The sequence below is a fragment of the Pseudomonas sp. MWU318 genome, assembly GCF_016756945.1.
GTDB lineage: Bacteria > Pseudomonadota > Gammaproteobacteria > Pseudomonadales > Pseudomonadaceae > Aquipseudomonas > Aquipseudomonas putida_A.
Window position 1 is genome coordinate 205,670 of record NZ_JAESJL010000004.1, and the last position, 12,521, is coordinate 218,190.

Here is a 12,521-nt window from a genome sequence, read left to right on the forward strand (position 1 = left end):
CAAATGCCCCTCTCGCTACTCATTCTGGCCTTGAGCGCCTTCGCCATCGGCACCACCGAGTTCGTCATCATGGGCCTGCTGCCCGATGTGGCGGCCGACCTCGGTGTGTCGATTCCCGGCGCCGGCTGGCTGGTGACCGGTTACGCCCTGGGCGTGGCCATCGGTGCGCCGTTCATGGCACTGGCCACCGCCAGACTGCCGCGCAAGGCCGCACTGGTAGCGCTGATGGGCATTTTTATCGTCGGTAACCTGCTGTGTGCCATCGCCAGTGACTACAACGTGCTGATGTTTGCACGCGTCGTCACGGCGCTGTGCCACGGTGCGTTCTTCGGTATCGGTTCTGTGGTAGCTGCGGGGCTGGTGGCGCCGAACAAGCGCGCATCCGCCGTAGCGCTAATGTTCACCGGCCTGACCCTGGCCAACGTTCTCGGTGTACCGCTGGGCACGGCTCTGGGCCAGGAAGCCGGCTGGCGCTCGACCTTCTGGGCGGTGACCGTGATTGGTGTAGTGGCGCTGATCGGTCTGATCCGCTTCCTGCCGGCCAAGCGTGACGAGGAAAAACTCGACATGCGCGCCGAACTCGCCGCCCTCAAAGGCGCCGGCATCTGGCTGTCGCTGAGCATGACCGCGCTGTTCGCCGCGTCGATGTTCACCCTCTTCACCTATGTCGCGCCGCTGCTCGGTGATGTCACCGGTGTCTCGCCAAAAGGCGTGACTTGGACCCTGCTGCTGATCGGCCTCGGTCTGACGGTGGGCAACATCATCGGCGGCAAGCTGGCGGACAAGCGTCTCGGCGCGACCCTGATCGGCGTGTTCGTGGCGATGGCGGTGGTTTCCACCGTGCTGAGCTGGACCAGCGTTGCGCTGATCCCGACGGAGATCACCCTGTTCCTCTGGGCCACCGCCTCCTTTGCCGCCGTCCCGGCGCTGCAAGTCAACGTGGTGACCTTCGGCAAGGCCGCACCGAACCTGGTGTCGACCCTGAACATCGGCGCATTCAACATCGGCAACGCTCTGGGCGCCTGGGTCGGCGGCAGCGTCATCGCCCACGGTTTCGGCCTGACCAGCGTGCCCCTGGCCGCCGCCGCGCTGGCCGTTCTCGCGCTGCTGGTGACCCTGATCACTTTCCGTCAGAACGGCGACGCCGGTCTGGCCCCCGCTACCCACTGATTAACCACTTAACTGACGAGGGTTGTACACATGGCAACTATTTTCGATCCGATCAAACTGGGCGACCTCGAGCTGTCCAACCGCATCATCATGGCTCCGCTGACCCGCTGCCGCGCTGATGAAGGCCGGGTACCGAACGCGCTGATGGCCGAGTACTACGTGCAACGTGCCTCCGCCGGTCTGATCCTCTCCGAAGCCACTTCGGTGACGCCGATGGGCGTCGGCTACCCGGACACCCCGGGCATCTGGTCCAACGACCAGGTTCGCGGCTGGACCAACGTGACCAAAGCCGTGCACGCTGCCGGCGGCAAGATCGTCCTGCAACTGTGGCACGTCGGCCGCATCTCGCATCCGTCGTACCTCAACGGCGAAACCCCGGTCGCGCCGAGCGCCATCCAGCCTGAAGGTCACGTCAGCCTGGTGCGTCCATTGGCCGACTATCCGACCCCGCGTGCTTTGGAAACCGCTGAAATCGCCGAGATCGTCGAGGCCTACCGCACCGGTGCCGAAAACGCCAAAGCCGCCGGTTTCGACGGCGTGGAAATCCACGGCGCCAACGGCTACCTGCTCGACCAGTTCCTGCAAAGCAGCACCAACCAGCGCACCGACAACTACGGCGGCTCCCTGGAGAACCGTGCACGTCTGCTGCTGGAAGTGACTGACGCGGCGATCGACGTCTGGGGCGCCGGCCGTGTCGGCGTGCACCTGGCACCGCGCGCCGATTCCCACGACATGGGCGACGACAATTTGGCCGAGACTTTCACTTATGTGGCTCGCGAGCTGGGCAAGCGCGGCATCGCCTTCATCTGCTCCCGCGAGAAAGAAGGCGCCGACAGCCTCGGCCCACAGCTGAAAGAAGCCTTCGGCGGCGCGTACATCGCCAACGAACGTTTCACCAAGGACAGCGCGAATGCCTGGCTGGCAGAGGGCAAGGCTGACGCGGTGGCGTTCGGCGTACCGTTCATTGCCAACCCGGATCTGCCAGCACGTTTGAAGGCCGATGCGCCGCTGAACGATGCACGTCCTGAGCTGTTCTACGGCAAGGGCCCGGTCGGTTACATCGACTACCCGACGCTGTAAGCGTTATTCAGTACGAAGCAGCAGAAACGCAAAAGCCCCGACTCGCAAGAGCCGGGGCTTTTTCTTGGACACCCGGTATGGGGCCGCTAACATTCGTTCACAGGGAAGACACAAAATCCCTACAAAATCCGTAGCTCGCTACGTTTAAACTCGCGGTTCGGGTGTATAAAAAAGCAGGCCGATTGACATAACCTGTGCCAATTACGCATTTTGTTTCATTTGCGCAGGCTGGGGCTCAGGCGCAGCATATCCAGCCCCGTCTCGACCCAGCGCTCGGCTTCGGCATGCAGTTCGAAGCTGTCTGGCGCCAATAGCCATCCATACAGGAGGCCATCGATATACGCATGAATGCTGATGGCCGCCCGGGCAGTGTCGAGATCTTCCGGCAACTGGCCGCGATTTACCGCATTACGCAAGGTCAGTCCGATGCGCAGGTTGCAATCGAGACTGGCCGTGCGGCGCTGCTGGCGCAGATCGCACATTTCATCGGTGAATTCGCACTTGTGAAACAGAATCTCGTTAATGCGACGGGTCTTCGGATCCAGGGCAACCTGATGGAACAGATGGATCAACAGCTTGCGCATGCACCCCAACGGGTCGAGTTCGTCCTCGCTCTCGCTGGCCTTGGCCAATTCATCCAGCGGTTCTTGCAAGCTGTCGAGCATCGCCTGCACCAGATCGGCCTTGTTGCTGAAATGCCAATAGATGGCACCGCGCGTGACACCGGCCAGCGTCGCGATATCCGCCAGGGTCGTGCGGGCCACGCCCCTTTCATAAAACGCTTTCTCGGCCGCTTCGAGAATCTGGCTGCGCGTTTCCTGAGCTTCCTCTTTGGTACGACGGACCATGGCAGTAAAACCTCAAACGGGATGTTTCAGGGATGGCTGAATATCCGCTGAATAAAGAGGGGGCTGATCTCTCACGAATCGGCTCCCCGGCCTACAATTTCAAACCTTGCGACGCATTTTGTAACAGGGTGGGTACGACGCCAAGCTATTTACAAACAACCATGAACGTAAGTATATTCCTTAGCAAGCTACTTATCCACTCGACCCGATTTTTTTACCCTTTCACACTTCTTGTGCGCAATGTGCGCGCCTGACCCGAGGATCTTCATGCAATTCAAGCCAGCTGTTACCGCTCTGGTCACTGCCGTCGCCCTGGCATCGCTGCTCAGCGGATGTAAAAAGGAAGAAGCGGCCCCAGCCGCTCCGCCTCCTCAGGTCGGCGTCGTCACCCTGCAACCACAAGCGTTCACCCTCACGTCGGAACTGCCGGGGCGCACCAGTGCGTACCGCATCGCTGAAGTTCGACCGCAGGTCAACGGCATCATTCTCAAGCGTCTGTTCAAGGAAGGCGGCGACGTCAAAGCCGGCCAGCAGCTGTATCAGATCGATCCGGCAGTCTATGAAGCGACGCTGAAAAGTGCCGAAGCCAACCTGCGTTCGACCAAGTCGATCTCCGACCGCTACAAGCAACTGGTCGACGAGCAGGCCGTGAGCCGCCAGGAATACGACACCGCCGTGGCCAATCGCATGGAATCGGAAGCGTCGCTGCAGAGCGCGCAGATCAACGTGAAATACACCAAGGTCTACGCGCCGATCTCCGGCCGTATCGGCCGTTCTTCGGTGACCGAAGGCGCGCTGGTCAGCAATGGTCAGGCCGACGCGATGGCGACGATCCAGCAACTGGACCCGATCTACGTCGACGTCACCCAGTCCTCGGTTGAGCTGCTGGAACTGCGTCGCGAGCTGGAAAGCGGTCGTCTGCAGAAGGCCGGTGACAACTCGGCAGCGGTCAAGCTGACCCTTGAGGACGGCAGCCAGTACAAGCTCGACGGTAAGCTGGAATTCTCCGAAGTATCGGTTGATCCGACTACCGGTTCCGTGACCTTGCGCGCCGTGTTCCCGAACCCGGATCACACCCTGCTGCCCGGCATGTTCGTCCGCGCCCAGTTGCAGGCCGGGGTCAACGCCGCGGCCATTCTGGCGCCGCAACAAGGCGTGACCCGTGACCTCAAGGGCACCCCGACCGCACTGGTCGTCGGCCCGGACAACAAGGTTGAACTGCGTCAGCTCAAGGCCAGCCGTACCGTCGGCAGCCAGTGGCTGATCGAAGATGGCCTGAAAGCCGGCGATCGTCTGATCACCGAAGGTCTGCAATACGTTCGCCCAGGTGCTCAGGTCAACCCGACCGAAGCGACCAACGTAGCCAAGAACCCGGCCCCCGCTCAAGCAGCTGACAAAGCCGCTGGCGGCAAAGGGGAGTAACTCATGTCGAAATTTTTTATCGACCGTCCGATTTTCGCCTGGGTAATTGCCCTGGTGATCATGTTGGTCGGGGCACTCTCGATCCTGAAATTGCCGATCAACCAGTACCCGAGCATTGCACCGCCAGCCATCGCGATCTCCGTGACCTACCCGGGCGCTTCGGCGCAAACCGTGCAGGACACCGTGGTCCAGGTGATCGAGCAGCAGCTCAACGGTATCGACAACCTGCGTTATGTGTCCTCGGAAAGTAACTCCGACGGCAGCATGACCATCACCGCGACCTTCGAGCAAGGCACCAACTCCGACACCGCGCAGGTTCAGGTTCAGAACAAGCTGAACCTGGCCACCCCGCTGCTGCCGCAGGAAGTGCAGCAACAGGGTATCCGCGTCACCAAGGCAGTGAAGAACTTCCTGTTGGTGATCGGCGTGGTGTCGCGTGACGGCAGCATGACCAAGGACGACCTGTCCAACTACATCGTGTCGAACATGCAGGACCCGATCTCGCGGACCGCCGGTGTCGGTGACTTCCAGGTCTTCGGTGCCCAGTACGCGATGCGCATCTGGCTCGATCCGGCCAAGCTGAACAAGTACAACCTGACGCCGTCTGATGTCAGCGCCGCGATCTCGGCGCAGAACGTCCAGGTGTCTTCCGGTCAGCTCGGCGGTTTGCCGGCGCTGCCTGGGCAGCAACTGAACGCCACGATCATCGGCAAGACCCGTCTGCAGACTGCCGAGCAGTTCAAGGCGATCCTGCTGAAGGTCAATCAGGACGGCTCCCAGGTCCGTGTCGGCGACGTGGCCGACGTCGGTCTGGGTGGTGAAAACTCGAGTATTTCTGCGCAGTTCAACGGCAGCCCGGCGTCCGGTCTGGCGGTAAAACTGGCCAACGGCGCCAACGCCCTCGACACCGCCAAAGCGCTGCGCAAGACGATTGACGACCTCAAGCCGTTCTTCCCGCAAGGCATGGAAGTGGTGTTCCCGTATGACACCACTCCGGTCGTGACCGAATCGATCAAGGGTGTGGTTGAAACCCTGGTCGAAGCGATCGTGCTGGTATTCCTGGTGATGTTCCTGTTCCTGCAGAACTTCCGCGCCACCGTCATCACCACGATGACCGTGCCGGTGGTATTGCTCGGTACATTCGGCATCCTCGCCGCCGCCGGCTTCAGCATCAACACCCTGACCATGTTCGGTATGGTGCTGGCCATCGGCTTGCTGGTGGACGACGCCATCGTCGTGGTGGAAAACGTCGAGCGGGTGATGGCCGAAGAAGGCCTGTCACCGAAGGAAGCGACCAAGAAATCCATGGGCCAGATCCAGGGTGCCCTGGTCGGTATCGCCTTGGTGCTGTCTGCGGTACTGCTGCCGATGGCGTTCTTCAGCGGTTCCACCGGTGTGATCTACAAGCAGTTCTCGATCACCATCGTCTCGGCCATGGCCCTGTCGGTAATGGTTGCACTGATCTTCACCCCGGCGCTCTGCGCAACCATGCTCAAGCCGATTGCCAAGGGTGACCACGGCACGCCGAAAAAAGGTTTCTTCGGCTGGTTCAACCGCAATTTCGATCGCGGTGTCAGGAGTTACGAGCGCGGTGTCGGCAATATGCTTTCGCGCAAAGCCCCTTACCTGCTGGCGTACCTGCTGATCGTCGTCGGCATGATCTGGCTGTTCACCCGCATTCCAACCGCGTTCCTGCCGGAAGAAGACCAGGGCGTACTGTTCGCCCAGGTGCAAACCCCGGCCGGTTCCAGTGCCGAACGTACTCAAGTCGTGATCGACGAGATGCGTACCTACCTGCTGGATAAAGAAGCGGGGGCGGTGTCCTCGGTGTTCACCGTGAACGGCTTCAACTTTGCCGGTCGTGGTCAGAGCTCGGGTCTGGCGTTCATCATGCTCAAGCCATGGCACGAGCGTGATGCGGGTAACAGCGTGTTTGCCCTGGCACAGCGTGCGCAGCAACACTTCTTCAGTTTCCGCGATGCGATGGTGTTTGCGTTCGCCCCGCCAGCGGTACTGGAGTTGGGTAACGCCACCGGTTTCGACGTGTTCCTGCAGGACCGCGCCGGCATCGGTCACGAAAAACTGATGGAAGCCCGTAACCAGTTCCTCGGCATGGCCGCGCAGAGCAAGGTGCTCTACCAGGTGCGTCCGAACGGTCTGAACGACGAGCCGCAATACCATCTGGAAATCGACGATGAGAAAGCCCAGGCCCTGGGTCTGAGCCTCTCCGACATCAACAGCACCCTGTCGATCTCCTTCGGTAGTAGCTACGTCAACGACTTCATCGACCGTGGTCGGGTGAAGAAGGTGTACGTGCAAGGTCAGGCCGGGGCGCGCATGAGTCCGGAAGACCTGAAGAAGTGGTACGTGCGCAACAGCGCCGGGACCATGGTGCCGTTCTCCGCGTTCGCCAAGGGCGAGTGGATCTACGGTTCGCCGAAACTGGCCCGTTACAACGGCGTCGAAGCGATGGAAGTGCTCGGTTCTCCGGCGCCGGGTTACTCCACCGGTGAAGCGATGGCCGAAGTTGAAGCGATTGCCAAGAAGCTGCCGGCCGGTGTCGGTATCTCCTGGACCGGTCTGTCCTACGAGGAACGTCTGTCGGGTTCGCAGGCGCCAGCGCTGTACGCCCTGTCGCTGCTGATGGTGTTCCTGTGTCTGGCGGCGCTGTATGAAAGCTGGTCGATTCCGATCGCGGTCATGCTCGTGGTACCGCTGGGGATCATCGGTGCGTTGATGGCCACCAGCCTGCGCGGGCTGTCCAACGACGTGTACTTCCAGGTGGGCCTGTTGACGACCATCGGTCTTGCGGCTAAAAACGCCATTCTGATCGTCGAGTTCGCCAAAGAGCTGCATGAACAAGGGCGCAGTCTGCGCGATGCGGCGATCGAAGCGTGCCGCATGCGTCTGCGACCGATCATCATGACCTCGCTGGCGTTCGTCCTCGGTGTAGTACCGTTGGCGATCTCCACCGGTGCCGGTTCGGGTAGCCAGCACGCGATCGGTACTGGCGTGATTGGCGGTATGCTCACGGCCACGATCCTGGCGATCTTCTGGGTCCCACTGTTCTTCGTCACGGTTTCGTCCATCGGCCAACGTAAAATCGCCGATCCGGACGAGACGACTGAAACTCCTAAAGAGGCTGGCCAATGAGCAAGTCGCTACTCTCCATCGCAGTCGCCGCCTTCGTGCTGAGCGGTTGCTCGCTGATCCCCGATTATCAGCAGCCTGAAGCACCGGTCGCGGGCCAGTACCCGCAGGGCCCGGCGTACTCGCCGGCCCAGGCTCCGGCGCAAGCCGCTGCCGAGCAGGGCTGGAAGCAGTTTTTCCATGACCCGGCCCTGCAACAGCTGATCCAGGTGTCGCTGGAAAACAACCGCGACCTGCGTGTCGCGGCGCTGAACATCGACGCTTATGCGGCTCAATACCGCATCCAGCGCGCCGACCTGTTCCCGGCGGTGTCGGCCAATGCCAGCGGCAGCCGTCAGCGGGTTCCGGCCCGTGCGTCGCAGACCGGTGAAGCGAACATCAGCAGCTCCTACACCGCGACCGTCGGCATCAGCGCCTACGAACTCGACCTGTTCGGTCGGGTGCGCAGCCTGAGCGAACAAGCGCTGCAACAATATTTCGCCACCGAAGAAGCGCGCCGCAGCACCCAGATCAGTCTGGTGGCCAGTGTGGCCAACGCGTACATGACCTGGCAGGCCGACAAGGAACTGCTCAAGCTGACGCAAGACACCCTCGGTGCCTTTGAAGAAAGCTACAAGCTGACCAGCCGCAGCAACGAAGTCGGTGTGGCCTCGGCGCTGGACCTGGCGCAGTCGCGCACCTCGGTGGAAAACGCCCGGGCGCAACTGGCCAAGTACACCCGTCAGGTGGCTCAGGACGAAAACAGCCTGACGCTGCTGCTCGGCACCGGCATCCCGGCCAATCTGCAAGCGGCCAAACCGCTGTCGGATGATCTGCTCAGCGACGTACCGGCCGGTCTGCCTTCGGATCTGCTGCAGCGTCGTCCGGACATCCTCCAGGCCGAGTACAACCTGAAAGCGGCCAACGCCAACATCGGCGCCGCCCGTGCAGCGTTCTTCCCGAGCATCAGCCTGACCGCCAACGCGGGCAGCCTGAGCCCGGACCTGTCCGGTCTGTTCAAGGGTGGCTCGGGTACCTGGCTGTTTCAGCCGCAGATCAACCTGCCGATCTTCAATGCCGGCAGCCTGCGCGCCAGCCTCGACTACGCCAAGATCCAGAAGGACATTGGCGTGGCGAACTACGAGAAGTCGATTCAAACCGCCTTCCAGGAAGTCGCCGACGGCCTGGCCGCGCGCCAGACCTACACCGAGCAGTTGCAAGCGCAGCGTGACTTCGTCGCGGCCAACCAGGATTACTACCGCCTGGCCGAGCGTCGTTACCGTATCGGTGTCGACAGCAACCTGACCTTCCTCGACGCTCAGCGTCAGTTGTTCAGCGCGCAACAGGCACTGATCACCGACCGCCTCGCGCAGCTGACCAGTGCGGTCAACCTGTACAAGGCCCTGGGTGGTGGCTGGAATGCGCAGACCGCGCAGAACGAACCGCTGAAAGAAGAAGCACCGAAGATGAAGCTGTTCTGATCATCCGGTGAACACAAGGAGCCCGCCATTTGGCGGGCTTTTTGTTGCCTGAAAATCAAAAGATCGCAGCCTTCGGCAGCTCCTACAGGTGAACGCATTCCAAATGTAGGAGCTGCCGAAGGCTGCGATTTTTTGCTGTTCGATAATCGCCCAGAACCTGCTTTCCCCGATTGAATCCCGCACACCGCCCCCCGCACCATTCGCTCCACAAAACCAATAACAACAGGTTCGACACCATGCTCCCGCGCCCTGTCCCGTCCGGCTGATCGCCGCCGCTTCATCCCTGATTCTGCAAGCTCGTGCCCGCCCCGAAAATGGCGGCAACGGCTCCGTTCGACCTAAAAAAATAACAAGAGACCCTGCGATGACTCATCCCACTGCGCCGTACGCACTCCCCGGCCTGATCGCCCTGGCCCTGACCGGCGTCGCCCTCCCCGCCGCAGCCGAAGAAGCCGGTTTTGTCGAAGGCGCCAGCGCCAACCTGAACCTGCGCAACTTCTACATCAACCGCAACTTCACCAACCCGACCAAGGCTCAGGGCAAGGCTGAAGAGTGGACGCAGAACTTCATTCTCGACGCCAAATCTGGCTTTACCCAGGGCACCGTCGGCTTCGGCATGGACGTGCTCGGCTTGTACTCGGTGAAGCTCGATGGCGGCAAAGGCACCGGTGGCACGCAACTGCTGCCGCTGGATCACGACGGGCGGCCGGCGGACAACTTCGGTCGCACTAACGTCGCGTTCAAGGCCAAGCTTTCTCAGACCGAAATCAAGGTTGGCGAATGGATGCCGGTGCTGCCGATCCTGCGCTCGGATGACGGCCGTTCGCTGCCGCAAACCTTCCGTGGCGGGCAGATCACTTCGAAGGAAATCAACGGTCTGACCCTGTATGGCGGGCAGTTCCGCGCCAACAGCCCGCGCGACGACAGCAGCATGAGCGACATGTCGATGTTCGGCAAAGCGGCGTTCACCTCCGATCGCTTCAACTTTCAGGGCGGCGAATACCAGTTCAACGAAAAACGCACACAGATCGGTCTGTGGAACGCCGAACTCAAGGACATCTACAGCCAGCAATACTTCAACCTGATTCACAGCCAGCCACTCGGCGACTGGACGCTGGGCGCCAACCTCGGCTTCTTCTACGGCAAGGACGATGGCAGCGCCCGCGCCGGCGAACTCGACAACAAGACCTGGTCGGGGATGTTCTCGGCCCGCTACGGTGGCAACACCTTCTACGTCGGCCTGCAAAAACTCACCGGCGACAGCGCCTGGATGCGCGTCAACGGCACCAGCGGCGGCACCCTGGCCAACGACAGCTACAACTCCAGCTACGACAACGCTCAGGAGCGATCCTGGCAGGTGCGTCACGACTACAACTTTGCCGCCCTGGGCATCCCCGGCCTGACCCTGATGAACCGCTACATCAGCGGCGACAACGTGCACACCGGAACCATCACCGATGGCAAGGAATGGGGCCGCGAATCGGAACTGGGCTACACCGTACAGAGCGGCGCCCTGCGCGACCTCAACGTGCGCTGGCGCAACTCGACCATGCGCCGCGATTTCAGCAACAACGAGTTCGACGAAAACCGTCTGATCATCAGCTATCCGATCAGCCTGCTCTGAACCCGCATGCCGGCGCTGCATGAGTGGCGCCGGCATCAACCACTGGTCAGCCCGGACTGGCGATTTGTCGAAGCGCAGATACAGTCAACAGGGTGTGTAAATTCTCCAGCCTGCTGTAGGAGCCCTTAGTTTTCTTCCGTTATCTCCGGATGCTGTACGCGAAGCCGCCTTGGCCACGGAGGTCAGGTATGAGCAAGCGAATAGTTATCGTCGGTGGCGGTGTAGGTGGAACCATGCTGGCCAATCAACTGGTCGGCAAGCTGTATCCCGAAGTTCTACGCGGCGACGTCTCGATCACATTACTGTCCAGTTCCCCCGATCATTACTACAAACCTGCGTTCATGTACGTGGCGTTCAGTCAGTTCTTCGAAGAGGAACTCAAACGTCCGGAACGCTCATTGTTGCGCCCGGAAATCAGTTTCCACGTTGAAGAAGTCACCCGTTTCGACTTTTCCGGGCAGCAATTGCGCACCCGAACCGGCAAGCGCTTCGACTATGATTTTCTGGTGATCGCCACCGGCTGCGTGCCGGCGCCGGAACGCATCGCGGGTCTGCAAGAAGCCGGCGACCACTTCTATCAATACCTTCCTGCCCGACAGCTGGCGCAACGCCTGAACAGCATCGTAAAAGGCCGGATTTTCATTACCGTGTCCTTCCCGCAGACACCGAACGTCCCGCACCAATGCGGAATCGCCCCCGTGGAAACGACATTGATGCTGGATGATTTGTTGCGTCGCCGGGGTGTTCGCGAGCAAGTGGAAATCATCTACACCTACCCGACGGTTGCCCAGCTATTGCGCAATTGTCTGTTCTTGCAGCGCCCCACGGGTGAAATCCTGCCGAGCATTTTTGCCCGGAAAAACATTCAATTTCAGCGCGGCTTCACCCTGAGCCATGTGGATCCTGACGCAAAAATCGCCTACTCAGCCGAGGGCGATGAGCAACCCTTCACTATTTTGATGGCTACTCCGCCCATCCAGGCCGTCGAGGTGGTGCGCGAGTGCGGCATCTCGAAAGCCGCCAATGATGAAGGATGGCTGCCGACCAATCACGAAACGCTGCAGGTCTACGGTCTGGAGAATGTCTACGTGATCGGCGACACCGTCGACCTGCCGGTCAGCAAGGCCGGCGGCGCCTGTCATAACCAGGCGCCGGTGATCGCCAACAACATCACCGCCCAGATCCGTCTTGGCGCACCCAACTCGGTATATGACGGTCGGGTACAGGCGGTAGCACAAATGGGCCTGAATGCCGGGATGCCACTGTGGTACGACTACGCCCACGATGTATTGCCGACACCCCCGACCAAATTGGGCGGTCTGCTCAGAAACGGTTTCAATCGCGGTCTTTACTGGGCGGTGGCCCGGGGAATGCTTTGACCCTGCACAGGGAGGAGTAATTGCTCATGAACATGCCCGAGGAAATGTCAGCCACGCCCGGGTTCACTGCGCTGATGGCGAAACTGCAGCCGTTAATCGATGGCGGACGCCTGGAGAATATTGTCGACCTGCTTTCCCTGGTTTCCGACATCGCCGATCTGCTCGACGCGGCCATGGTGGAAAAACTCGCGCAATTGTTCGAGAGCGGCACTGCCGCCACCTGGACAGTCAGTAATGCAGTGCGCGTAGCCAAAGCCGAAGTATCGGCACAGTCAGCGGCGCCGGGCACTCTGGCGTTGCTCAAACTGCTGAATGAAGAGGACACACGCAAAGGCGTGGCCGTTGTCCTGAAAACCCTCAACGTCATTGGACGACAACTGTAAATCCG

The 12,521-nt window shown here is 60.8% G+C and carries 9 protein-coding genes; 8 read left to right on the plus strand and 1 reads right to left on the minus strand.

Going from position 1 to position 12,521, the window contains the following annotated elements:
• The first annotated feature begins 3 nt into the window (after positions 1-3).
• The gene (locus JN524_RS11970) at positions 4-1,170 is read left to right on the plus strand and encodes an MFS transporter (protein WP_003222434.1); all 1,167 of its coding nucleotides are present in this window, start codon (positions 4-6) and stop codon (positions 1,168-1,170) included.
• 30 nt (positions 1,171-1,200) lie between these two features.
• On the plus strand, positions 1,201-2,250 hold the full coding sequence (locus JN524_RS11975; protein ID WP_202369467.1) for an alkene reductase: 1,050 nt from the start codon (positions 1,201-1,203) through the stop codon (positions 2,248-2,250).
• A gap of 215 nt (positions 2,251-2,465) precedes the next feature.
• Here JN524_RS11975 and emhR read toward each other — a convergent pair whose 3' ends face one another.
• On the minus strand, positions 2,466-3,098 hold the full coding sequence (emhR, locus tag JN524_RS11980; protein ID WP_202369468.1) for an efflux system transcriptional repressor EmhR: 633 nt from the start codon (positions 3,096-3,098) through the stop codon (positions 2,466-2,468).
• A 267-nt stretch (positions 3,099-3,365) separates the two neighbouring features.
• Between emhR and emhA the strand changes: the two genes are divergently transcribed.
• The 6 genes from emhA (at position 3,366) to JN524_RS12010 (ending at position 12,516) form a co-directional block, all read left to right on the plus strand.
• Complete coding sequence (gene emhA / locus JN524_RS11985) at positions 3,366-4,520, plus strand: efflux RND transporter periplasmic adaptor subunit EmhA (protein WP_027614406.1); 1,155 nt, start codon at positions 3,366-3,368, stop codon at positions 4,518-4,520.
• 3 nt (positions 4,521-4,523) lie between these two features.
• On the plus strand, positions 4,524-7,673 hold the full coding sequence (emhB, locus tag JN524_RS11990) for an efflux RND transporter permease subunit EmhB (RefSeq protein WP_103369022.1): 3,150 nt from the start codon (positions 4,524-4,526) through the stop codon (positions 7,671-7,673).
• Positions 7,670-9,130, plus strand: coding sequence for an efflux RND transporter outer membrane subunit EmhC (gene emhC / locus JN524_RS11995; RefSeq protein ID WP_027614404.1), 1,461 nt, complete (start codon positions 7,670-7,672; stop codon positions 9,128-9,130). The genes emhB and emhC overlap by 4 nt, the downstream gene beginning before the upstream one ends.
• A gap of 364 nt (positions 9,131-9,494) precedes the next feature.
• The gene (locus JN524_RS12000; protein WP_202369469.1) at positions 9,495-10,754 is read left to right on the plus strand and encodes an OprD family porin; all 1,260 of its coding nucleotides are present in this window, start codon (positions 9,495-9,497) and stop codon (positions 10,752-10,754) included.
• Positions 10,755-10,942: 188 nt separating this feature from the next.
• Positions 10,943-12,133, plus strand: a complete 1,191-nt coding sequence (locus JN524_RS12005) for an NAD(P)/FAD-dependent oxidoreductase (RefSeq protein WP_202369470.1) — start codon at positions 10,943-10,945, stop codon at positions 12,131-12,133.
• A 26-nt stretch (positions 12,134-12,159) separates the two neighbouring features.
• Positions 12,160-12,516, plus strand: coding sequence for a hypothetical protein (locus tag JN524_RS12010; RefSeq protein ID WP_202369471.1), 357 nt, complete (start codon positions 12,160-12,162; stop codon positions 12,514-12,516).
• Positions 12,517-12,521: the final 5 nt, after the last annotated feature.

Coding starts and splice junctions, on each gene's coding strand:
- JN524_RS11975 (WP_202369467.1), top strand. CDS start 1,201: ATGGCAACTATTTTCGATCCGATCAAACTGGGCGACCTCGAGCTGTCC.
- emhB (WP_103369022.1), top strand. CDS start 4,524: ATGTCGAAATTTTTTATCGACCGTCCGATTTTCGCCTGGGTAATTGCC.
- JN524_RS12000 (WP_202369469.1), top strand. CDS start 9,495: ATGACTCATCCCACTGCGCCGTACGCACTCCCCGGCCTGATCGCCCTG.
- emhC (WP_027614404.1), top strand. CDS start 7,670: ATGAGCAAGTCGCTACTCTCCATCGCAGTCGCCGCCTTCGTGCTGAGC.
- emhR (WP_202369468.1), bottom strand. CDS start 3,098: ATGGTCCGTCGTACCAAAGAGGAAGCTCAGGAAACGCGCAGCCAGATT.
- JN524_RS11970 (WP_003222434.1), top strand. CDS start 4: ATGCCCCTCTCGCTACTCATTCTGGCCTTGAGCGCCTTCGCCATCGGC.
- JN524_RS12010 (WP_202369471.1), top strand. CDS start 12,160: ATGAACATGCCCGAGGAAATGTCAGCCACGCCCGGGTTCACTGCGCTG.
- emhA (WP_027614406.1), top strand. CDS start 3,366: ATGCAATTCAAGCCAGCTGTTACCGCTCTGGTCACTGCCGTCGCCCTG.
- JN524_RS12005 (WP_202369470.1), top strand. CDS start 10,943: ATGAGCAAGCGAATAGTTATCGTCGGTGGCGGTGTAGGTGGAACCATG.